Source organism: Bacillus sp. Cr_A10 (assembly GCF_029222665.1).
GTDB lineage: Bacteria > Bacillota > Bacilli > Bacillales_A > Planococcaceae > Psychrobacillus.
The window spans coordinates 56,061-77,172 of the sequence record NZ_JARHXR010000019.1 but is presented as its reverse complement, the minus strand read 5'-3'; the positions used below and the strand labels follow the sequence as shown (position 1 = coordinate 77,172).

General features: G+C 37.7%; 24 protein-coding genes and 1 pseudogene. 11 read left to right on the top strand and 14 right to left on the bottom strand.

Annotated features, from left to right (window positions below):
• The first annotated feature begins 392 nt into the window (after positions 1-392).
• Positions 393-1,004, top strand: coding sequence for a spore protease YyaC (gene yyaC / locus P2Q73_RS16690; RefSeq protein ID WP_275789223.1), 612 nt, complete (start codon positions 393-395; stop codon positions 1,002-1,004).
• A 42-nt stretch (positions 1,005-1,046) separates the two neighbouring features.
• Here the strand turns inward: yyaC and argS are convergent, their stop codons facing one another.
• Positions 1,047-2,714 (bottom strand): arginine--tRNA ligase, encoded by a 1,668-nt coding sequence (gene argS, locus P2Q73_RS16685; RefSeq protein ID WP_275789221.1) that lies wholly within the window; start codon positions 2,712-2,714, stop codon positions 1,047-1,049.
• Positions 2,715-3,134 carry a YwiB family protein gene (locus P2Q73_RS16680; RefSeq protein ID WP_275789219.1) on the bottom strand — a complete coding sequence of 140 codons (420 nt, stop codon included), beginning with the start codon at positions 3,132-3,134 and terminating at the stop codon, positions 2,715-2,717.
• A gap of 188 nt (positions 3,135-3,322) precedes the next feature.
• Here P2Q73_RS16680 and P2Q73_RS16675 point away from each other — a divergent pair, with 188 nt between their 5' ends.
• Entirely contained in the window at positions 3,323-4,408 is a 1,086-nt protein-coding gene (locus P2Q73_RS16675; RefSeq protein ID WP_275789217.1) for a GGDEF domain-containing protein, read from the top strand.
• A 47-nt stretch (positions 4,409-4,455) separates the two neighbouring features.
• Here the strand turns inward: P2Q73_RS16675 and speB are convergent, their stop codons facing one another.
• Complete coding sequence (gene speB, locus P2Q73_RS16670) at positions 4,456-5,328, bottom strand: agmatinase (protein WP_056828115.1); 873 nt, start codon at positions 5,326-5,328, stop codon at positions 4,456-4,458.
• A gap of 4 nt (positions 5,329-5,332) precedes the next feature.
• The gene (gene speE / locus P2Q73_RS16665) at positions 5,333-6,166 is read right to left on the bottom strand and encodes a spermidine synthase (RefSeq protein ID WP_056828117.1); all 834 of its coding nucleotides are present in this window, start codon (positions 6,164-6,166) and stop codon (positions 5,333-5,335) included.
• A gap of 179 nt (positions 6,167-6,345) precedes the next feature.
• On the opposite strand from speE, the gene P2Q73_RS16660 reads away from it, so the two are divergent.
• Entirely contained in the window at positions 6,346-8,412 is a 2,067-nt protein-coding gene (locus tag P2Q73_RS16660; protein ID WP_056828120.1) for a transglycosylase domain-containing protein, read from the top strand.
• A 266-nt stretch (positions 8,413-8,678) separates the two neighbouring features.
• On the opposite strand, the gene P2Q73_RS16655 is transcribed toward P2Q73_RS16660, so the two are convergent.
• Complete coding sequence (locus tag P2Q73_RS16655) at positions 8,679-9,194, bottom strand: YwhD family protein (RefSeq protein ID WP_275789212.1); 516 nt, start codon at positions 9,192-9,194, stop codon at positions 8,679-8,681.
• 66 nt (positions 9,195-9,260) lie between these two features.
• On the opposite strand from P2Q73_RS16655, the gene P2Q73_RS16650 reads away from it, so the two are divergent.
• Complete coding sequence (locus P2Q73_RS16650; RefSeq protein WP_053590572.1) at positions 9,261-9,446, top strand: 2-hydroxymuconate tautomerase; 186 nt, start codon at positions 9,261-9,263, stop codon at positions 9,444-9,446.
• Positions 9,447-10,137: 691 nt separating this feature from the next.
• Here P2Q73_RS16650 and P2Q73_RS16645 read toward each other — a convergent pair.
• The 3 genes from P2Q73_RS16645 to P2Q73_RS16635 all read right to left on the bottom strand — a co-directional run bounded on the left by P2Q73_RS16645 (position 10,138) and on the right by P2Q73_RS16635 (position 12,306).
• Positions 10,138-10,653 carry a YwgA family protein gene (locus P2Q73_RS16645; protein ID WP_275789210.1) on the bottom strand — a complete coding sequence of 172 codons (516 nt, stop codon included), beginning with the start codon at positions 10,651-10,653 and terminating at the stop codon, positions 10,138-10,140.
• 13 nt (positions 10,654-10,666) lie between these two features.
• Complete coding sequence (locus tag P2Q73_RS16640) at positions 10,667-11,962, bottom strand: HD domain-containing protein (protein ID WP_056828127.1); 1,296 nt, start codon at positions 11,960-11,962, stop codon at positions 10,667-10,669.
• 116 nt (positions 11,963-12,078) lie between these two features.
• A complete protein-coding gene (locus tag P2Q73_RS16635) occupies positions 12,079-12,306 on the bottom strand; it encodes a YuzB family protein (protein ID WP_053590575.1) in 228 nt (75 codons plus the stop codon).
• Positions 12,307-12,464: 158 nt separating this feature from the next.
• Here P2Q73_RS16635 and P2Q73_RS16630 point away from each other — a divergent pair, with 158 nt between their 5' ends.
• A complete protein-coding gene (locus P2Q73_RS16630) occupies positions 12,465-13,088 on the top strand; it encodes an RsfA family transcriptional regulator (RefSeq protein WP_053590576.1) in 624 nt (207 codons plus the stop codon).
• Positions 13,089-13,242: 154 nt separating this feature from the next.
• Here the strand turns inward: P2Q73_RS16630 and lipL are convergent, their stop codons facing one another.
• Positions 13,243-14,082, bottom strand: coding sequence for an octanoyl-[GcvH]:protein N-octanoyltransferase (lipL, locus tag P2Q73_RS16625; protein WP_275789206.1), 840 nt, complete (start codon positions 14,080-14,082; stop codon positions 13,243-13,245).
• A gap of 12 nt (positions 14,083-14,094) precedes the next feature.
• The gene (gene pta, locus P2Q73_RS16620; RefSeq protein ID WP_056828131.1) at positions 14,095-15,039 is read right to left on the bottom strand and encodes a phosphate acetyltransferase; all 945 of its coding nucleotides are present in this window, start codon (positions 15,037-15,039) and stop codon (positions 14,095-14,097) included.
• Positions 15,040-15,190: 151 nt separating this feature from the next.
• Here pta and hemQ point away from each other — a divergent pair, with 151 nt between their 5' ends.
• From hemQ to P2Q73_RS16600, 4 genes and pseudogenes are all read left to right on the top strand, one after another.
• Entirely contained in the window at positions 15,191-15,940 is a 750-nt protein-coding gene (gene hemQ, locus P2Q73_RS16615) for a hydrogen peroxide-dependent heme synthase (RefSeq protein WP_053590579.1), read from the top strand.
• Between the two features lie 104 nt (positions 15,941-16,044).
• Positions 16,045-16,454: pseudogene (locus P2Q73_RS16610) on the top strand (cell wall hydrolase).
• A 17-nt stretch (positions 16,455-16,471) separates the two neighbouring features.
• Entirely contained in the window at positions 16,472-16,813 is a 342-nt protein-coding gene (gene gerQ / locus P2Q73_RS16605) for a spore coat protein GerQ (RefSeq protein ID WP_053590580.1), read from the top strand.
• A 330-nt stretch (positions 16,814-17,143) separates the two neighbouring features.
• Complete coding sequence (locus P2Q73_RS16600; protein WP_275789203.1) at positions 17,144-17,302, top strand: hypothetical protein; 159 nt, start codon at positions 17,144-17,146, stop codon at positions 17,300-17,302.
• Positions 17,303-17,477: 175 nt separating this feature from the next.
• Here P2Q73_RS16600 and P2Q73_RS16595 read toward each other — a convergent pair whose 3' ends face one another.
• From P2Q73_RS16595 to P2Q73_RS16575, 4 genes are all read right to left on the bottom strand, one after another.
• Positions 17,478-17,858: a DUF423 domain-containing protein gene (locus P2Q73_RS16595; protein WP_275789201.1), complete on the bottom strand. Its 381-nt coding sequence runs from the start codon at positions 17,856-17,858 to the stop codon at positions 17,478-17,480.
• A 19-nt stretch (positions 17,859-17,877) separates the two neighbouring features.
• Positions 17,878-18,123 (bottom strand): YwdI family protein, encoded by a 246-nt coding sequence (locus P2Q73_RS16590; protein WP_275789199.1) that lies wholly within the window; start codon positions 18,121-18,123, stop codon positions 17,878-17,880.
• A 213-nt stretch (positions 18,124-18,336) separates the two neighbouring features.
• On the bottom strand, positions 18,337-18,990 hold the full coding sequence (locus P2Q73_RS16580; RefSeq protein ID WP_275789197.1) for a uracil-DNA glycosylase: 654 nt from the start codon (positions 18,988-18,990) through the stop codon (positions 18,337-18,339).
• Between the two features lie 6 nt (positions 18,991-18,996).
• Positions 18,997-19,749 carry a DUF4230 domain-containing protein gene (locus tag P2Q73_RS16575; RefSeq protein WP_275789195.1) on the bottom strand — a complete coding sequence of 251 codons (753 nt, stop codon included), beginning with the start codon at positions 19,747-19,749 and terminating at the stop codon, positions 18,997-18,999.
• A gap of 105 nt (positions 19,750-19,854) precedes the next feature.
• Here P2Q73_RS16575 and P2Q73_RS16570 point away from each other — a divergent pair, with 105 nt between their 5' ends.
• Positions 19,855-20,115, top strand: a complete 261-nt coding sequence (locus P2Q73_RS16570) for a hypothetical protein (protein WP_056828147.1) — start codon at positions 19,855-19,857, stop codon at positions 20,113-20,115.
• A 70-nt stretch (positions 20,116-20,185) separates the two neighbouring features.
• Positions 20,186-21,019, top strand: coding sequence for a bifunctional hydroxymethylpyrimidine kinase/phosphomethylpyrimidine kinase (gene thiD / locus P2Q73_RS16565; protein WP_056828150.1), 834 nt, complete (start codon positions 20,186-20,188; stop codon positions 21,017-21,019).
• Positions 21,020-21,112: the final 93 nt, after the last annotated feature.

Genomic DNA, 21,112 nt, shown 5'->3' with positions numbered 1-21,112 from the left:
AATAGCAAATGTTTTCTGCACCGAAAGCGAAGCGTCAGGTGCATGAGCTGAAGACCCTGGACTGAGCGTAGCGAAATTAATTTTTGCGACGAGCTAGCGCAGGAGCATTGTTTTTTGCGACGAGCTTTGCGCAGGAGCATTGTTTTTTCCGACGAGCTTTGCGCAGGAGCATTGTTTTTTGCGACGAGCTTTGCGCAGGAGCATTGTTTTTTGCGACGAGCTTTGCGCAGGAGCAAGGGAAGCGGCTGAAGCCATGCCGGCGGAAAGCGTCCGCCTGGAACGGAAATTAACGGTTCCAAAATTAAATTCGAGTTGTTATACAAAACTTTCAGTGAAAACGTTTTCATGATACTATAATAAAAAATTTATTATTTTCAAGGGGGCGCAACGGGTTGTTTCCTTTTAAGAAAAAAAGAAGAGTGCATATACAAACTAAGAAGTTGTATTACAGTTATTCATTAAATTCTTCGACAGAAGAAGATATGAATGAGATGTCTTATCTGCTTAGTACATTATGTGAGACTGGCACCATTGATATTGTCTTTTTATGTATTGGGTCAGATCGATCGACTGGTGATTCTTTCGGTCCCTTTGTCGGAACGATGCTAAAAGAAAAAAACTTTCCGTATCATGTATTCGGAACAATCGAAGAGCCCGTTCACGCACTAAATTTAGAAGCTGTATTAAAAGAAATTAATAGCCAGTTCAATGAACCAATTATTTTTAGTGTGGATGCCTGTTTAGGAGATAATCACCAAATCGGATCAATTATATTAAAAGATGGTCCCCTCATTCCCGGAAATGCTATTAATAATCCGCTGCCCGAAGTGGGAAACTATCAATTAAAAGCGATTGTAAACTATTTAGATCCGAGCTTTCCTACAAACTCTTTAAATAATACGAGATTAAGCACTGTTATGAGCCTTGCAAAAATTACGTCTGCAATATTATTGAAGTCAGTCCAAAATAAGAACAATATAAAAATGACGATGAATCCTTTTTGATTCATCGTCATTTTTGTTTTATCCAATTGTTAGTGTTCTTTATTACATTTTTTCAGGAGCAGCTACGCCAATTAAACGTAGAGCGTTTGAGATTGTTTGACGAGCAGATGTCACTAAAGCAAGTCGAGCTTCTGATAATGCCATGTTTTCTGCGTCCAATACTTTATCGGCATTGTAGAAGCTATGGAATGTTGCAGCTAGCTCTTGAATATATGTTGCCACTCGGTGAGGTGCACGAAGTTTTGCAGCGTCCGCTACTACTTGTGGGAAGTCACCTATTTTTTTCAATAAGTCTAATTCTTTTTCACTTTGTAATAACTCAAGTGAATCGGTCGACGCTTTCATCTCTTGTGTTTCAGCTGAGCGTAAAATAGAGCAAATACGTGCATGCGCATATTGTGCATAATATACTGGGTTTTCATTCGACTGGGAAACAGCTAAATCAAGATCGAAATCCATATGAGAATCACCAGAACGCATACCGAAGAAATAACGAACCGCATCCAGTCCAACTTCTTCTACAAGCTCGCGCATTGTAACTGCCTTCCCTGTACGCTTACTCATTTTCATTTTTTCGCCGTCTTTATACAGCTGAACCATTTGAATAACTGATACTTCCAGTTTTTCACGTTCGTATCCTAGTGCCTCGATTGCCGCTTTCATACGTGGGATATAACCATGGTGGTCTGCTCCCCAAATATTGATCAGTTGGTCGAACCCACGAACTAATTTGTCCTCATGGTATGCAATATCCGGTAATAAATAAGTGAAAGAGCCATCACTTTTAATTAATACACGGTCTTTGTCATCTCCAAAAGTAGTAGAGCGGAACCATGTAGCTCCTTCTTCCTCAAAAATATGTCCGTTTGCTTTTAATTTATCTAAGGCAACGTCAATTTTTCCTGTTTCATATAAAGAAGTTTCTGAGTACCAGTTATCAAATCCAACTCGGAAATCAGCTAAATCTTTTTGTAATTTAGCAAGCTCTACTTTTAATCCATGAGCACGGAACGCTTTATAGCGCTCTTCATTTGACATAGAGACAAATTTATCGCCATGCTCTTTCACAAGTTCTGCTGCAATATCGATAATATCTTGTCCACGATAGCCGTCTTCTGGCATTTCTCTTTCTAGTCCTAATGCTTCAAAATAACGCACTTCAATGGACACTGCCAAGTTATGAATTTGATTACCAGCGTCATTAATATAATATTCGCGTGCAACATCGTACCCTGCAAAATCAAGTACATTACATAATGAATCCCCTACAGATGCACCACGAGCATGACCTAAATGTAAGTCACCTGTTGGATTCGCTGATACAAATTCTACTTGAATCTTTTCTCCAGCACCTGAAGTAGTACGTCCGTAATTCTCTTTTTCCGCAAGGACCGCTTTTACAACTTCTTGTAAATACTCTTTACGAACTGTGATGTTCATAAATCCTGGTCCAGCGATGTCGATTTTCTCCATCATCGTGCCTGACATATCCAGATTTTCAACAATTGCTTCTGCAACTTGACGAGGATTTCTTTTTGCAAGCTTTGTTAATTGCATCGCAATATTAGTTGCATAATCGCCATTGGCTTTATCTTTTGGTGTTTCTAGATGAATAGAAGGAATTTGCTCTACCTCTACTAATTCCGCTTTTATAATTGCTTCTTGCAATGCCGTTTTAATGGACTGTTGTACCTTTTCTACTGCGTTCATTTAATCCGCCTCCGTATAAATTAGTTCCAATGTATATGTACCAGCAACCTCATCATTGATCAGCAGTTCATATTCGACATGAAAATAGCCATCTTCAAAATGTAGATGCGTTGTATTTGTAGTTATCATTAATGTGCCATAAACCGTATCGTAGCTCCCATTTTGAAGCTCACCGCTTTCAAACGGTAATCGCATTTTGACTCCACCACTTCGCAATATAAGAGCAGATTTACCGCCAAGCTTGACAGTTGTTCTGACAATTTTCTCATCCTGGACTTCCTCGTAAACTAAATAAGGCTGATTTCCTTTTAGCGTTAGTTCTCCAGTCGTTTCAATATCGAATGTTTCCTTCTCGACATTTGGATGACAAATGGTGGATTTTAAACGAACATGTACTGATTTTTTTAATGGTTGTGCCATTGATTTCATCCTTTGAACATTTTTACGTAAAATATCTCTTTTATGTACATTTTTAATAACTCATGGATATATATAACCTTCACATTATATCTTAAAATTTACTTATGTGACAACTAATCCAAAAAGGAATACCTTATTCCTCCTGAAGAGGTTATAATAGACGCAATCTGTCATTTGAGGGTGAATAAATGCTTTTAGATATCATCATAAATTTTTGTATATTATTTACATTTGCTATTCTTACATATATTCCATTTCAAAATAAGTTAAATCTTTTCATTCCTTCCACTAAATATCATCCGTTTATACTTGGGATTTTAAGTGGTTTAACTGGGTGTATCTTAATGTTAACAGCCATAGCTGTATCAGAACATGTAATTGTTGATGGTAGAATGGCTGTCATTTCCTTATCAGCGGTCCTAGGCGGGCCTATCGCTACCTTTATTAGTGCAACGATTATTGGTATTTTTCGGATGTTTCTGTATGACTTTTCAATAGACTCTTTAATTGCTGGCGGAAATACGATTGTTATAGGAATTATTATAAGTTTATTTATTAGGAATAAACCAATTGAACTTCGTATTCGGTATGTTCCCTATTATTTTGCATATTCAGTTATTCAAGCTTCTTTGGTAATTTGTTTATTAAATAACTGGTCATTTACTAGTTATTTGGCAGTCTTCGGTTTCGTCATATATTCTATTGTGTCATTTTCGATTGTTTTTATTATTTTAAAGCAATTAAATAATCTTTTTAATAAAATTCGCCAAATAGAAGAAATGTCCGTAACTGATTATCTGACAGAATTAAATAATAATCGGAAATTTCAAGAATATGCTCAAAATCTATTGAATACGAATGATAGATTTTCACTAATATTACTAGACATTGATCATTTCAAAAAAGTAAATGATACATACGGTCACCCGATTGGAGACGAAGTGTTAAAGGAATTAGGGCTTCGATTAAAGGGTGCATCGAATTTTTGGGGAGGAATCGTTTCTAGAAATGGTGGCGAGGAGTTTTCTGTCCTTCTTCCAAATGCAACAGTAGAAAGTAGTTTAGAAGCCGCTGAAATAATTAGACAAGCTATTGAGAAGAGTCCTTTTCATGTTTCAACGGGAGATAATTTACATATCACCGTCTCAGGTGGAATAAGCTCCTACCCCGAAAATGGTGACAAAGTGAATGAGTTGTATAAGTTGGCTGATGATGCTCTTTATATCGCAAAGTCATCTGGAAGAAACAAAGTGATTCATATCCTACAAACATAAAGTTAAAATCAGAAAAACGTGATGTCCATTTAAGGACATCACGTTTATTATTTAACCCAACCTAGAATCATTTCTCTTAGTAACTTCGATGCAGTGTTAGCTGTTTGCTCCGATGAGTCGTAAATTGGAGCTACTTCTACTAAATCGAAACCGACTACATTGACACCTGAGTTTGCGATTGCATGGATTGAAGCAAGTAGCTCGCGACTTGTGATACCACCGCAGTCTACTGTTCCTGTTCCAGGTGCATGAGCAGGGTCAAGTACATCTATATCAATCGTTACATAGACAGGTCGTCCTTCTAACGTAGGAAGCACTTTTTTCAAAGGCTCCAATACTTCAAATTTAGCGATATGCATACCATTTTCTTTTGCCCAGTCGAATTCTTCTTTCATTCCAGAACGAATTCCGAAAGAATATACATTCTTTGGACCAATGTGTTCTGCAATTTTACGAATTGGTGTGGAATGAGAAAGAGGTTCTCCTTCATATTGCTCGCGTAAATCTGTGTGAGCATCCATATGAATAATCGCAAGGTTATCGTATTGGTCCGCTACTGTTTTCATAACAGGCCATGATACTAAGTGCTCTCCGCCCATCCCTACAGGAATTTTACCATCTTGTAGCAGCTGACGGATAAAACCAGCGATTAGATCCAGACTTTTGGAAGCATTTCCGAAAGGAAGTGGAATATCGCCCGCGTCAAAATAGTTTACATCTTCTAGCTCACGATCTAAATATGGACTATATTCCTCTAAACCAATTGATACCTCACGAATTCGCTGTGGACCAAAACGAGAACCTGGACGGTAACTTACTGTCCAGTCCATCGGCATGCCATAAATTACCGCTTGGGCTTCTTCGTAGTTTTGATTACTTTTGATAAATACATTTCCTGAATAAGCTTCATCAAATCTCATCGGCTTACTCTCCTGCTAAATCCTTCACAAATTTCGGTAAAACGAAAGCTGCTTTGTGAAGCTCTTTTGTGTAATATTTTGTTTCAATATCAAAGAATTGCTCGTCCGGCACTTGTAATGGATCGTATTTTTTCGAACCAATTGTAAAGCACCATAGGCCACTTGGATATGTTGGGATGTTTGCCAAGTACATATTGGTAATTGGGAAAATTTCTTTCACGTCTTTTTGCACTTGTCTGATTAAGTCAGCCTTGAACCAAGGGTTGTCCGATTGTGCAACGAATATCCCATCTTCTTTAAGTGCTTTGGAAATCCCAGCATAGAAGCCTTTTGTAAATAGATTCACAGCAGGTCCCACTGGCTCTGTAGAATCTACCATAATTACGTCGTATTCGTTTTCAGATTCTGCAATGTGCATGAATCCGTCTCCTACTTGAACGTCCACACGTGGGTTTTCTAACTCACATGCGATTTCAGGTAAATATTTTTTAGAATACTCGATTACTTTTCCATCTATATCAACAAGCGTTGCTTTTTTCACTTTCGGATGCTTCATAATTTCACGAATTACTCCACCGTCTCCGCCTCCAACAACTAATACGTTTTCTGGATTAGGATGTGTAAATAAAGGAACGTGCGCAACCATTTCATGGTACACAAACTCATCTTTTTGTGACGTCATTACCATTCCGTCTAAAAAGAGCATATTCCCCCACTCTTCTGTTTCTGCCATCTCTAACAGTTGAAAATCCGTTTGCTCTGTATGAAGTGTACGTTTTACCTTCATTGTGATGCCAAAATTCTCGGTTTGTTTTTCTGTAAACCAAAATCCAGCCATTTATCTATCTCCCTTACCAATATGATTTTTTTGTTATTTGTAGTTTATCAAAAAAATAAATACAAAGGAAAGTATAGAGGTTTTTGAAGAAAGTGCAATAGTTTTTTCTTTCTCTGTTTAATTTGAATCTATTGTTCTCATACTAATGAAAACATCGAAAGAGAACGGAGTAGATTTTTATGCGTCGTGCACAATACCGAAAAAAAGCCAGTCGTTCAAAACGCATGAAAAGGATTATTCTACTAAGTGTTGCTGCTATTTGCGCGTTTTTCAGTGCATTTATTACCCTTCGTATTTATGCACAAATCGTTGGGGCTCCAATTATTCAAGTACCAATTTCTTCGGTCTTTTTAGATAATCAAGGTAACGTGATTGGTGACCGATTTAACGAACAACGTCGTTATTGGATTTCCTTAGAAGAAATGTCGCCTTTCGTTGCACAAGCTGCTATTGCAGTAGAAGATCAAGAGTTCTATGAACATAATGGATTTGATTATTCTCGAATTGCTTCCGCTTTATTAAAGGACGTAAAAGCGGGCAAGAAAGTAGAAGGGGCCAGCACAATAACCCAACAATATGCACGTAACTTATTCTTAACACACGAAAAAACATGGAATCGTAAAATTAATGAAGCATTATATGCGTACCGATTAGAAATTTTTTACGAAAAAGATGACTTACTTGAAGGCTACTTGAATACCGTCTACTTTGGACATGGAATGTACGGTGTAGAAGCAGCAAGTAGATACTATTTTGGTAAAAGCGCAAAATCACTGACACTTGCAGAATCCGCTTTATTAATGGCTGTACCAAAGGGGCCAACCCATTATTCTCCGTTAGTAAATGAAGAAAAAGCAGTCACTCGACAACAGCTTATCTTGAAGCTAATGGAAAACCAGAAATTCATATCAGCAGATCAAAGAAAACTGGCATTAGAGGAAAATTACGTCTTAAAAGCAGAAGATTCTATTTTAACAAAGAAAACAGCCCCATATTTTTTAGAAGAAGTTTGGAAAGAAGCAAGCCAAATTGTTAAAAGCAAAGGTCATCGTATAGAAGAAGGTGGCTGGACAATTCAAACAACTTTAAATAAGCACCATCAACAAGCAGCAGAGGAAAGTATTGAAAAGTGGATGCCAGATGGCGAACTTCAAATTGGTTTTGTTAGTATGGAGCCGAAAACAGGTTATGTTACTGCAATGGTAGGTGGACGCAACTACGCAGAAAGTCCATTTAACCGTGTGACCCAAGCAAAAAGGCAGCCTGGTTCGATTATTAAGCCATTATTATATGCAACTGCACTCGAAAACGGCTTTTCTCCACTCACCTATTTGAAGAGCGAGCGTACAATTTTCACTTATGATAGTGGGCGTCAAGAATATGAACCTAAAAATGTGAATGGTCAATTTGCAGATCATCCTATCTCTATGGCACAGGCCCTTGCAATTTCTGATAATATTTATGCCGTAAAAACACTAGAAGAAGTTGGGTATAAACGATTCCAACAATTAGTTGAACGATTTGACATCAATATGAAAGTTGCTGATACACCCGCAACTGCTCTTGGAACATCGGAAGTTTCTTTGCTAGAAATGACAAAAGCTTATAACACTATTTCTGCAAAAGGAATTCAAAGAAAACCAACTTTTATAACTAAAATTACAGATAACGAAGGCAAAGTTATTTACGATGTGGAAGAAGAAAAATTGAAAGAGAAAAAAGTTTTGCTAGAACAAGATGCATTCCTTTTATCCCATTTAATGACAGGAATGTTTGACCCTATTTTTAATGATTATTCTCCGGCAACAGGCATTAGCATTCGTGCGAAGCAATCTCGACCATATGCTGCAAAATCAGGGACGACCAATACTGATCAATATCTAGTCGGATTTTCTCCTCAATTAACTGCAGGTGTATGGAACGGCTATGACCAAGGAAAACAAGTAAGTGATGCAGAAGCTAAGCAAGTTACGAAGCAAGTTTGGATTGAATTTATGGAGAAAGCCCATCAAGGATTGCCAGTGGAGCCATTTATATCTCCACCTGGTGTTCGAGGAGTTATTGTCGATATAGAGACGGGTGGAATTGCAACTTCTGCTTGCAGCAAGCAACGACTCGTCTATTTGAAAGAAAAAGATGTCCCAAAAAAGTTATGTACAGATCCTAAATTGAAGCAACATACATTTGAAGAAAATGAAGATGACGATCCGTGGTCCCTATTTCCTTTCTCCTTTTTTGGGGAATAGATACCATAACTAAATAAAGCAAAATAAAAAGCTTTCTAATACCTAAATTAGGTAATAGAAAGCTTTTTCTTAGTTAAGTATCTTGCAGAAAACTGTAGTAATCGGGATTGGGTTGTCACAATTCCACTAGTTCTTACATGTTGACTTTCACTAAGGTGTCCTAGCATTACTTTGAAGTAAGCTTTAAGTAAATTGTACTTTCTTTTTTGCATTAATTCAACCATATTAAGCATAAAACTGAAATGTCACAATTTCCAAGCAATAATTTAAGCGTTCAAATCTTTGTGGAGCTTTTCTTCGCTTCGATCCCACATTTCTTTATTGTGAGATTGTAGAAAGTCACGCAAAATAGCTTTGGAACGATCGTCCATAAAGTCTACAAGTATATGGCGTTTCATTGATTTATCCATTCGATTTACGTGATCCGCTAACATTTTATAGCCACGACGTTTTTCTCGGTTAATAACCATTTCACATGCTGCCACTCCAGCGTAATAAGGTCCTTCTTGTTTGTGATCTATCGTCACCCATACAAGCCAGTACCCTTTTCCCCCCTTAGAATCCTCACGATTAGTCGTAAACTTGATACCTCGCTCTGTATCACTTCTTGCATGCATCGCTCCAATTTCTACTCTTGCAACGCCTTCTTCTATATCAATAATGACTGGCGACACGTTCTCTAATGATAGAGAACCTACCCCAAATCCTTTATGTCCGTCCGTCGGATCATTTTTAATAATGGTAAAGCCCATTTTTTGTTTTGGTTTTTCTTCATTACCCATTCGAAAGTTCCCTCCGTTCTGTTATGATAATAGTATACAGAAAATCTCACTAAAGGAGGAAATGAAATGCCATACGTAACAGTAAAAATGCTTGAAGGTCGTACAGAAGAGCAAAAAAAGGCATTAGTTGAAAAAGTAACAGCCGCTGTTGCAGAAACTTCCAATGCACCTGTAGAAAATGTAGTAGTCTTCATCGAAGAAATGCCAAAAAATCATTATGCAGTAGCTGGCAAACGCTTTAGTGATCAATAAATCAGATTCGAACCCTTTTTATAAGGGGTTCTTTTTTTATTCAAATCGATCTCCGCTCCTGGCGGGCGGGGCCGAGCCGATTCCTTCTCTCCGCTCGAGGACACTGAAATAGTCCTCCATGAGATTTCATAACGTTCCAGGCGGACGCGTTCCGCCGGCATGGCTTCAGCCGCTTCCCTCGCTCCTGCGCAAAGCTCGTCGCAAAAATTAATTTCGCTACGCTCAGTCCAGGGTCTTCAGCTCATGCACCTGACGCTTCGCTTTCGGTGCAGAAAACATTTGCTATTCCGGCTGGAGTCGCCGCCATCCACTACAATTAACTATTATCCGCTTTTCAATTAGGAAATCATCATGCCATTAATTGAGTATGTTTTTATCACTTACATTTTTTCAATTAGTATTTATAGAAAATCGTTGAAATAGGCGACACTCCTGCGGGAAAAGCGTTAGCCGAAGACCCCGCAGCGCAGCGAGGAGGCTAAGGCAACGCCCGCGGAAAGGGAGCCGGTTCAACGATTTTCTTATTTATCGGACGACATTATTTAGTAAAGCCAAATTCTATAGACTTTTTCAGTCCCGCCATCCGATCCAAACAACGGAAAATAGTACAAAAGTTATTTAAACTTCGCCCTCGTGATACCTTTTTCGACCGATTCAATATTATCATGAAAATTAATAAAAAAAGCTGCCCTTATTGGACAGCTCGTTCATTCATTAAATTCATTACAAAAGAAAATGCCTCTTCAATTTCTTCTTCCGAAAAATTAAGTTTTCCTTTAACAACGTGAAGCTTTTCTATTTGCTCATCTTTTGGCAGATGATCGAAGTACAGCAAAGTGGAAACTAACTCTAAAAATCTAGAGCTTTTGTCTTTCATCTGCGTAATACAAGAAACTAATGCTGGACTTGCATCCTCTAACTGGGCCATTTGAGCAAAGTGCTCTCCCTCGTCAGTCATTTGGTATTTATACTGTACGTATGACCCTTTATCTTGTCTTTCTTCATTCAAAAATCCCATATTGCATAGCTCTTCTACACGAGTTGTTAGCTCCACTGAATAGGGTCCATATACATGAAATTCATATTTTTCTTTGAATGAAAACTGTAGTTTTTTCGCTATATATACCATCTTTTGAAGTTTTTTTCTTCCAGTAATTCCGTCAGCTGCTCCGATAAATTGTACAATTTTTGCATGTTCTTCTAGCAATTTGACCCCACCTTTATGTTAACAAATCTAATATTTGCTTCTTCAAAGCTTTTTTCTTGCCGTCTTCTGTTAAAAAATCTTCTGGAAAATATAATTTATGGTCTGTTCGACGTTTTCCTGATATCGCTTCGACTATTTCTGATTCTCGGGAGAGCTCTCGAATTTCACCATTTGGCATGAGCAGATGAATCGGAATTCTTTCTCCTTCTTCGCCAGGACGATAAAAATCATATGGTAAGTCTGATGACGAATCAAAAACTAAATAATACTCTGGGTCTATACCCGCTTTTTTAAATAATAACTCCAACTCTCTCATCTTCATATAATCCTTAGCCAAATCAAATTCAATGTATTGAAACAGCTTACGATTGACAAAACGATCACATAAATCCGCTAAAATCGAGTCTTTTTCCGTTATCCATAGTTGAAAGTAAGTTAGTAAAACACCCTCATCTAAAGCGAGATATTCTTTTAATGAAAAAGTGCCATCAAAAAAAGATTTAAAATGAGTAGGTTGTTGCTCGAAATCATAACCACTTTCACTTAAAGCCTTTGCCCGATGTAAAATTTTCGTCAAAATTACTTCTGCACTGCGAGATACTGGATGAAAATACACTTGCCAATACATTTGATATCTACTCATTATGTAATCTTCTACCGCATGCATTCCGCTTGATTTTATAACTACTTGGTCTTCTCTAGGTCTCATGACACGTAAAATACGTTCCATATCAAAGTGACCATAGCTAACGCCTGTATAATAAGCATCACGCTGTAAATAATCCATACGATCTGCATCGATTTGACTGGATATCAAGCTGACTACTTGTTTGTTTGAATAGGTTTTTGCGATGACATCTGCTACTTTTTGCGGGAAATCCTCGCTTACTCTCTGTAAAATTTCATTTACTTCCGTATCACCAAGCAATATTGCCCTCGTAAACTCTTCGTGATCAAGATCAAACACATTTTCAAACGCGTGGGAAAAAGGGCCATGTCCCAAATCGTGAAGAAGAGCCGCACATAATACTACAAGTCTTTCAGATTCATCCCATTCCAGTCGATTTTTAAAACTATCATCCACTATACGGCGAACAATCTCATAAACTCCGAGAGAGTGATTAAAACGACTATGTTCTGCGCCATGAAAAACTAGATAGGTAGTTCCAAGCTGTCTAATTCGACGAAGTCTCTGAAATTCCTTCGCTCCAATTACGTCCCATATTACTTGATCACGGACGTGAATATACCGGTGAACTGGGTCTTTAAACACTTTTTCTTCTGCTAGCTTTTGCGATGCATAGCTCATTTAGCCACCTCCGTGATTTAAAGCGTAAGCACCTATCTCTACCTAGGTGCTGAGCTGTATGTATTTCATCTATTATAAAGAAAAAAACCGCTCTTTGAAAGCGGTATAAGTTCTATTTATGCTTCAAGTTTGGCTCGTACTTTTTCCATTAATTCATCTTCGGTCAAGGCAGCAACTGGACGGTTATTAATAAAGGCGAACGTCTTTTTTCGACCTGGTCCACAGTAGGATTGACATTCTTTAATTTCAATTTCTGCCTCTGGATCTATCGCTTTGAGCTTTGGAATTAACGTTTTTAAATTAACGGCCTGACACTCATCGCAAACTCGAAAATGGTTTGCCATATTGTCCACAACCCTTTCTATATATAGTAATAGTCTACAGGTCATTGTATCTTAAAGTTTATATTGCTATCAAGTGTATTTTACGTGAATAAAAGAGCACTAAGTTGTCCATTATGTTAATAGAACAACGAAACTATGAACATGGTAGGAGGACAAACATGGTAAAAATAAGACAAGACGCATGGATGGAAGAAAACGACGAAATGCTTGCAGAGATGGTGCTACGACATGTACGAGAAGGCAGCACACAATTAAATGCATTTGAAGAAGCTGGGGATGAATTGAATCGTACAGCTGCTGCATGTGGATTTCGCTGGAATGCAGTAGTACGTCATCAATATGAAAAAGAATTGAAAGAAGCAAAAAAAGAACGCAAAGAAAAACTTCGTCTATTAGGAAAAGACTATAGACGTAGAGGAAATGGTATTTATCTAGCAAAGCCAGTTGAAAGCGGTGAGCGTCCAGCTTCTATACCAGTTTCTGCATTATCAATTGATATAATCATCGCGTATCTTGTTCGATTACAACATAGTGATTCAGACATTTCAAGATATCGCCATTTAGCAAACGTTTCTACTGAGAAAATTAGAAAACTAGAAAGTGAAATTGCGAAGCTGGAAAAAGAAAATGCTGCAATTAAACAAGATTACGAGCAATTCGTTCAAATTATGAACCGTGCTAGACGATTGGTTACATTGAATGATGAAGACGCACCAACTACTCCAGTATTTCAGATGGAGAAAAACGGTAACCTAATATCTAAAGAACCACCAACCATTTAAAAAGTTGGTGGTTTTTTTCTTACTGTTGAGAAACACTTTCACTTTTCCTTGCTTGCAATAAATCGCGTTTTGACTTCGTTGTAAGCTCATGAACTTATGTTATCTTCGCTTCCAACTTGATTGACAAGCTTTTTCGTTCAGACTGAAAGTAAAACTACTTATCAAGCATCTTTTTGTTTCGATCTACTACCCGCTGCAAATAAAACATGTAGAGTTCCATTTCTTCTTGTGTGGCAGATTGAGAGACAACGTTAGTAGATAGATGTTGTAAGATTTGTTGGGTGCGAATGACGATATCTTCCACTGTAAAAGAGGCATCCAGTAATTCATTTAAAGATGCCATGACTTCTGGTTTGATTACTGGATAACTAAATTTAGTTTCTTCCCCTTGTACACCAATTTCATAAAATTGACGGATTAAATCTGCTCGCTCGCTTCCACTACCTTCCACACATAAATAAACTTGAACGGCGATTCCTTGACGCAGTCTTCTCTGAGAAATTCCAGCAAACTTCTTTCCACCAATACTTAAATCATATGAACCTGGACAATACGATCCTACAATTTCATAAGCTTCAATTTTCCCTTCTGCTTCTGGGAATAATAGACGAACAAATTCAAGCATTACTTCATATCCAGTGGGAATATCAATAGACTGATCGATTTCAGATAAGACAATTGAAATATTAAGAACTCCTTCATCCAAAACAACCGCAAGTCCACCAGAATTACGAACTATCGGAGAATACCCTCGTGTACGTAAGAAATTCTGTGCATCCTCTACAAACGGGAGACGATGATCTTGAATTCCAAGCACAACTGTATTGTCGTGTACCCATGTTCGAACCGTTGCGGGGGAATGCCCTTGCCCAACTAAATGGCATAGCAAATCATCCGAAGCAAAGGACTCTAAGGCAGAACGACTTTTTCCACTAAGCGATTGATCCCAAAATCGCCATGTTTCTTGCTGTAATAAATCTTCTATTTGAGACATTTAGTTAACTCCTTAATTCAACACTTGTGCTGCTGTAATGTAAGCCAGCTTATATACATCCTCTGCAGAACATCCGCGTGACAAATCGTTTACTGGTGCATTCAATCCTTGTAGAATAGGTCCAATTGCTTCAAATCCACCTAAACGTTCCGCAATTTTATATCCTATATTCCCAGCTTCCAGTGATGGAAAAACAAATACATTTGCATCCCCTTGCACAACCGCTTCAGGTGCTTTTTTTGCAGCGATTGCTGGGACGATACTAGCATCAAATTGCAATTCACCTTCTATCGCAACATTTGGGGCTAATTTCTTTGCCATTTCTGTTGCTTTCACTACTTTCTCGGTCTCTTCTGATTGTGCAGAGCCTTTGGTAGAAAAAGATAGCATTGCAACTTTTGGTTTTATTCCGAAAGCTGCAGCAGTTTTCGCACTTTCTACTGCAATTTCTGCCAAATCTTCACTCGTTGGGGCTATTGTAATTGCACAATCTGCAAATACATAACGAAGGTCGTCTTTCACCATAATAAAAGCCCCGCTTGTTTTAGAGATACCTGGCTTTGTCTTAATAATTTGAAGTGCAGGTCTCACCGTTTCAGCTGTTGTATGTGCTGCTCCACTTACTAATCCGTTCGCTCTCTTTGTATACACAAGCATAGTTCCAAAATAATTAACGTCTTTTAATAGCTCTCTGGCCTCATCTTGGGTAACTTTTCCTTTACGTCGTTCTACTAATGCCAGCACCAGCTCATCTATTTCTTCATACGTTTCAGGATCAATAACAGTGAGATTTTTAGGAAGACTTTGAGAAGTGCCAATTACAACCGGCTTTATTATTCCTTCTTCTTGAAGTTTTAATGCAGCTTCAATAATACGTTCATCCGTTCCTTCAGGCAGCACAATGGATATATTGGCATTTCTTAATTTATCTTTTAACTCTTGAAATAAATCTGCCATATTTAGCCCTCCTACTATCTTTTTCGTTAATTCAAGCATACACGACTTTGTCACACATTGTCATGCGTAAGTGCATGCTAAACGGGAAAGTTTGGCGGTTGTATGATACACTAAAAATGCGAAATTTTAATTAAAAGGAGTGTCTTACTCAATGAATGAAGCAGCAATTACACTAGATGGTTGGTACGTATTACATGATTTCCGACAAATGGACTGGGCATCATGGAAGCAAGTTGATCCAGAACTTCGTAAACAAGCTACGGATGAATTTGTCGCATTCCTAGACGAATTACAACAAGCAGATGACGCAAAAACAGGCGCACATGCATTTTACACAATTGTAGGCCAAAAAGCCGATTTCATGTTAATGACATTACGTCCAACAGTGGATGAACTTCAAGAACTAGAAGCAAAGTTTAATAAATTAACAATTGCGGATTTTACAATCCCTGCTTACTCTTATGTTTCTGTAGTTGAATTGTCTAATTATCTTGCTGGCGAATCTAACGAGGATCCATATCAAAATCCACATGTACGTGCTCGTTTATACCCAGAGCTTCAACGTTCACAATACATTTGCTTCTATCCGATGGACAAGCGTCGCGATGGCAATGATAACTGGTATATGCTTTCTATGGATGATCGCCGTGCATTAATGGCTAGTCACGGGAAAATCGGCCGCGGTTATGCAGGAAAAGTAAAACAAATTATATCTGGTTCTGTCGGATTCGATGATTTCGAATGGGGCGTTACTTTATTCTCAGATGATGTACTTCAATTTAAAAAATTAGTATATGAAATGCGTTTTGACGAAGTAAGTGCTCGTTATGCAGAATTCGGTTCATTCTTCATCGGTACCATTCTTGCAGGAGAAAAACGCTTAGAGTTTTTCAATATTTAATCGTTACAAAAAGCTGCAGCTTATGCAGCTTTTTTTATTTAGCATCCATGCATTTCGGTATGATGATAGATCTCCTTGCATAGTGTAGTGTAGGAGGTGATGCGTTGGCAGTAATCCAATACAATGATAAACAACTGGATTTACTAGCAAGGCTAATGCGTGCTGAGGCAGAGGGTGAAGGCGATCTGGAATGCTTATGGTAGGGAATGTCGGAGTGAACCGAGTTCTTGTCTACTGCCTAGATTTCAAAGATATCCGTAACCTGGAAGAAATGGTTTTTCAAAGTCCTGGTGGATTTGAAGCAACACAAAAATCCTATTTTTATCAACGAGCACGGGATTCTGATAGCTAAACGGGTTGTTCAAGGCGAACGCTTTTATCCTGCAGAACGCTCATTATGAATTTTTGAACCCCAGGCGATTGTCCTCCCCAATGGTATAACCAATGGAACGCCGGACGTTATAAAGCACATTGCTTCTACTCTCCTACAACTACAGATTGTCCAAATATCTAAAAAGAAAGGATGTATGAATGGTTCAATATTATTGGTACCCTGGAGGCTATCCACAACCACAACCACAACAACAGCAACAAATGACCCCACCAAACATTCAACCAACCACACCCGCAGCCGCTCGTCAGGAAGAATCCTACATTGAAAACATTTTAAGAATGAACAAAGGAAAGCTTGGTACCTTTTATTTCACTTTCGAAAATAATAAGGAATGGAACGCCAAAGTGATTAAAGGCTATATCGAAGCTGCTGGTCGAGATCATGTCATTCTTAGTGATCCTAGCGGAAAAAGATACTTAATGCTTATGATTTACTTAGATTATGTAACATTTGATGAGGAAATCAACTACAATTTATAAAATGAAAAGCTTATCCGTTTTCAAGGATAAGCTTTTTAATTTGGACTTTGACTAACGAATTGGTATCTCTTATACAATTATAGAACATCTCACTTTAAGGATAACTATGTGAAATGGTCTCGGTTATGTGGATATTGGTCTTGATTATGCTAGAATTGGTCTCGCTCCTGGACAAATTAGTCTCGTTTATCGGTGAACTTGTCTCGTTCCGCCATTTTCTAATAGTTTCTAGAAAATAATTACAAGCCAATAAGTCTCGAGAATAAATTCTGAAATTTTACTGCATATGATGAATTTTTAGATTATGATTACTAACAGGGAGGGAATTACATGGAAACTTTCTTAGCAATTTTGCCATTGATTTTTTGGTTATTGATTTTTGTAGTGATAATTATTGCCATTGTTCGGGCTACAAAAAGATCGAATAGAAGAAGAATCCTTGAATTGGAAGAAGAAAATAAACGACTTAAAGAGAATCAAAATATATAAATAAAAATGGAATATTAAACGGGTCAGCTCATTTAAATGGGCTATTTTTTGTTGTAAAAAAACACCGCTATAGGCGGTGTTAAAATGAATGTTAAGATAGTATTCAACTTAGCGTTTAAAATTACCTGTCTATTCAAAACATAACGGGGATGGTTATTTTTGGCCTTCCAATTAATTAACTTGCATATTTTACTGCAGCAACGATTAACATGATCCATCCGACTAAAAACGCTACGCCACCGATTGGTGTGATGGCACCAAGAACACTAATACCTGATAAGCTCAATACGTATAGGCTTCCGGAGAATAAAATGATTCCTACTAAAATAAGATAACCTGCAGTATTCAAGGATGACACATGACCAATTAATTTTTCACTCATCAATATGCCAATTGCCACTAGTGCAAGTGCATGAAACATTTGATACTGTACAGCAGTTTCCCAAGTAGCTAAATATTTTTCTGATAAAGTTGCTTTTAAAGCATGTGCACCAAATGCTCCTAGTGCAACCGAAAGAAATCCATTGATAGCCCCTGCAATGATAAATAATTTCATATTGACCTCCTACTTTCTATTAAAAATCAAATAATGATTCTCCATTTGCATCGTCTTCTTTTAATACACTCGATTGCGTAGATACTTTTGGAGATGTTGGAACCGTGCTTAAAACAGGAGGTAAAGTTGTCGAGGAATCTAACACGACATCACATAATGCACGAATCGCAACTAATGCCTCTCTTGTCGATTGTTCATTCGTTTCCATTTTTGCTTTATGCACTTGTTTTTCTATTTGTATTAATATTTGTTCACTAGAAATCATTTCTTATGACCCTCCCCTTGCTTCGGTTCAAATTTCAAGCACTCCATCCCAGATGTACGCTTCACCAATACAGAGGGAAGTTCTTTCGTTTTAAACCCATAAGCCCTACAGCCACGTGGATGACCTGCATCCCATGTAGTAAAAAAGTGTCGGCATTTAAAACAGTTTACGGCCAATTCACTCCCCCACTTTCCATTCCATATACTAGCATAACTAGAGGCAAAAATCGATTGGCTTCTCTCCCCATGCTTCTAGCTGTGCATTTATTTTAGAATAGGGCTTGCTTCCAAAAAAACCTCTATGTGCACTGAGTGGGCTCGGGTGTGGGGCTTCTAGAATAACATGCTTTCTTGTATCTATCAGTTTCTTTTTTAGTTGTGCCGGTTTACCCCACAAGACAAAAATGATGGGCTCTTCTCTATTTGATAGTTTAGTTATAATGGTATCTGTGAGTACTTCCCAACCCTGTCCTTTATGTGAATTAGCCTCTCCTGCACGAACCGTTAAAACCGTGTTGAGCAATAAAACTCCTTGTTTTGCCCAGCTTTCTAAATAACCACTTGTAGGAAGAGGACAACCGATATCTTCCAAAAGTTCTTTGAACATATTGCGTAAGCTTGGTGGAATCGCAACTCCAGGCTTTACAGAAAAACTCATACCATGGGCTTGTCCCGGCCCGTGATACGGATCTTGACCAAGAATTACTACCTTCACTTCGTTAAAAGGCGTGGCACGAAGAGCACTTCCGATATCCGCCCGTGCTGGATAAATAGTATGTTCTGTGTACTCCTTGTCTAGAAAGTCGTTTAGTTTTAAGAAGTATGACTTACTACGTTCTTCGTCAAAAATTTCTTTCCAAGTTGTCATGACACATCACTCCTTAAATTCAACCTGGACATCAAAATCTACCAATCCGAACATTTCTTTTACAGATGTTGCAGCATTTTCTTCTGCAAGTTGCAATAAACCTTGTCCTGTTGCCTCTTCAATCATCATTTCCTTGGCAGTTTCAGCAAGCTCATATGCTTCTTTTATATCCGCTTTTTCACGGAATAATCCTTCATAAGAAAATACTTCTACTTGATCAAATAAAATTTCTGGTCCTCCTAAAAATTGAGCTTTAGGTAATGTTAGTTCTGCAGTTTTATTTTTCTCATCCACTTTTATATCAGCATTTGTTACTTGAGAGAAGTCCACTCCTGCTTTTACCGAACCAGGGACAACTACGAGTAATTGTCTTTTTGTTCCTGGCAAATCAATACCGATTTCTTTTCCAAATACCGCATTATCTTGTCGTTCAATAATTACTTTTGTAAATGCTTGAGCAGTCGATAATTCATTCAAGGCTTGTACCTGCTCCAGAAACGATCCTTTGCTTTCCGTGAATGTACTTCCTTTTATTGCCCAAAAAGCAGCAAATGGTAAGGCAGCAAATAATAAAAGAACGGCAATCGCTAAAACCATAAAAGTTTTAAAACGCAGATTGGATAAAACACGCGGTACCTTCCAAAATCCGAATCCTTTTCTAGTCGGATTTTCTACAATGGTAGCTGCTGATTCTTTCTGTGCTTTTAACTCTTCTAATAGTTTTTCCATTTCACGAATTTTTTTATCGTCGTTTCGCATGTCATCCCCCCTTTCCTCTTAATCTATTACGTTTAACAGTACCGAAAAGTTTCTATATTAACAACTATCCAATACATGATAGGATAAAAAAAAGGAGACATGCAAATGGCCGATTTACATTTTCGTGAAAAACTAAAAAATATAGAAAAAGCTGCTAGTACGTCGAATGAAGTTCCAGAAAAAGCTAAAAATATTGGAATGGGTTGCTTTACTTTGGGAATGATTCTATTAATAGCATTTCTTATCTTTTTAGCATTTTCTTTATTTATAAACGGAATACTCATAGGATCTAGTATTTGTTTTATCATTGCAATTATTTTAGTATTTGTTTTAATTAAATTATGGACTGCTCCAAAACTACCTTAAACAAAATAATGATCTAATCTGTTATAATTAAAAATATTGTATATTGCAAAGAAAAAGGAGAAATTACACCATGTCTATCAAAAAAACATTAACGATTGCAGGCTCTGATACTTCAGGCGGCGCTGGAATACAAGCAGATTTAAAAACGTTCCAAGAGCATGGAACCTACGGAATGAACGTATTAACTGTTATTGCTACGATGGATCCTGACAATGGATGGAGCCACGGAGTATACTCTATTCCCGTAGAGGAAATTAAGCGTCAAGCAAAAACAGCATTATCAACAGATGTTGATGCTATAAAAACAGGAATGTTAAGTACAGAAGAAATTATCGAGACAGCTGGTAATATTATTGAAGAATCTGGCGTAAGCAGTGTTGTTATAGATCCGGTGATGGTTTGTAAAGGTGAGGATGAAGTGTTGAATCCTGGTACTGTGGATGCAATGATCGAGTTTTTACTTCCACGTGCTTTAGTTGTGACACCTAATCTGTTCGAAGCTGGACAACTTTCTGGACTTGGCGCATTAAAAACTGTGGAAGACATGAAAGCTGCTGCCGAAAAAATACATGCACTTGGTGCAAAAAATGTTGTAGTTAAGGGCGGTAAACAATTAGCACATGAAAAAGCAGTAGACTTATTCTATGATGGACAAACTCACACATTATTAGAAACAGAAAAAACAGAAACAACTTACAATCATGGTGCTGGTTGCACATTCGCTGCTGCAATTACAGCAAACTTAGCAAATGGACTGACAGTGTCGGATGCAGTATTCGAAGCAAAAGAATTTGTTTCTGCAGCAATTACACATGGTTGGAAACTAAACCAATACGTTGGACCTGTTCTTCACGGAGCGAAAGGTAAATTCGGTGCACCCGAAGTTACCACTACTATCGTTTAATATTATTTCTAATTTCTCGCAAAGTCTCTTTGGCTTTGCGAGTTTTTTGTTTTGATCATTAATAGCTCAATCATTCGCATCAAAAACATTTTT

Coding starts and splice junctions, on each gene's coding strand:
- P2Q73_RS16675 (WP_275789217.1), top strand. CDS start 3,323: ATGCTTTTAGATATCATCATAAATTTTTGTATATTATTTACATTTGCT.
- P2Q73_RS16600 (WP_275789203.1), top strand. CDS start 17,144: ATGGAAACTTTCTTAGCAATTTTGCCATTGATTTTTTGGTTATTGATT.
- P2Q73_RS16575 (WP_275789195.1), bottom strand. CDS start 19,749: ATGCGAAACGACGATAAAAAAATTCGTGAAATGGAAAAACTATTAGAA.
- hemQ (WP_053590579.1), top strand. CDS start 15,191: ATGAATGAAGCAGCAATTACACTAGATGGTTGGTACGTATTACATGAT.
- P2Q73_RS16640 (WP_056828127.1), bottom strand. CDS start 11,962: ATGAGCTATGCATCGCAAAAGCTAGCAGAAGAAAAAGTGTTTAAAGAC.
- P2Q73_RS16570 (WP_056828147.1), top strand. CDS start 19,855: ATGGCCGATTTACATTTTCGTGAAAAACTAAAAAATATAGAAAAAGCT.
- P2Q73_RS16630 (WP_053590576.1), top strand. CDS start 12,465: ATGGTAAAAATAAGACAAGACGCATGGATGGAAGAAAACGACGAAATG.
- speB (WP_056828115.1), bottom strand. CDS start 5,328: ATGAGATTTGATGAAGCTTATTCAGGAAATGTATTTATCAAAAGTAAT.
- argS (WP_275789221.1), bottom strand. CDS start 2,714: ATGAACGCAGTAGAAAAGGTACAACAGTCCATTAAAACGGCATTGCAA.
- pta (WP_056828131.1), bottom strand. CDS start 15,039: ATGGCAGATTTATTTCAAGAGTTAAAAGATAAATTAAGAAATGCCAAT.
- P2Q73_RS16655 (WP_275789212.1), bottom strand. CDS start 9,194: ATGGGTAATGAAGAAAAACCAAAACAAAAAATGGGCTTTACCATTATT.
- P2Q73_RS16680 (WP_275789219.1), bottom strand. CDS start 3,134: ATGGCACAACCATTAAAAAAATCAGTACATGTTCGTTTAAAATCCACC.
- speE (WP_056828117.1), bottom strand. CDS start 6,166: ATGGCTGGATTTTGGTTTACAGAAAAACAAACCGAGAATTTTGGCATC.
- P2Q73_RS16635 (WP_053590575.1), bottom strand. CDS start 12,306: ATGGCAAACCATTTTCGAGTTTGCGATGAGTGTCAGGCCGTTAATTTA.
- P2Q73_RS16580 (WP_275789197.1), bottom strand. CDS start 18,990: ATGACAACTTGGAAAGAAATTTTTGACGAAGAACGTAGTAAGTCATAC.
- thiD (WP_056828150.1), top strand. CDS start 20,186: ATGTCTATCAAAAAAACATTAACGATTGCAGGCTCTGATACTTCAGGC.
- P2Q73_RS16650 (WP_053590572.1), top strand. CDS start 9,261: ATGCCATACGTAACAGTAAAAATGCTTGAAGGTCGTACAGAAGAGCAA.
- P2Q73_RS16590 (WP_275789199.1), bottom strand. CDS start 18,123: ATGATTTCTAGTGAACAAATATTAATACAAATAGAAAAACAAGTGCAT.
- P2Q73_RS16660 (WP_056828120.1), top strand. CDS start 6,346: ATGCGTCGTGCACAATACCGAAAAAAAGCCAGTCGTTCAAAACGCATG.
- lipL (WP_275789206.1), bottom strand. CDS start 14,082: ATGTCTCAAATAGAAGATTTATTACAGCAAGAAACATGGCGATTTTGG.
- gerQ (WP_053590580.1), top strand. CDS start 16,472: ATGGTTCAATATTATTGGTACCCTGGAGGCTATCCACAACCACAACCA.
- P2Q73_RS16595 (WP_275789201.1), bottom strand. CDS start 17,858: ATGAAATTATTTATCATTGCAGGGGCTATCAATGGATTTCTTTCGGTT.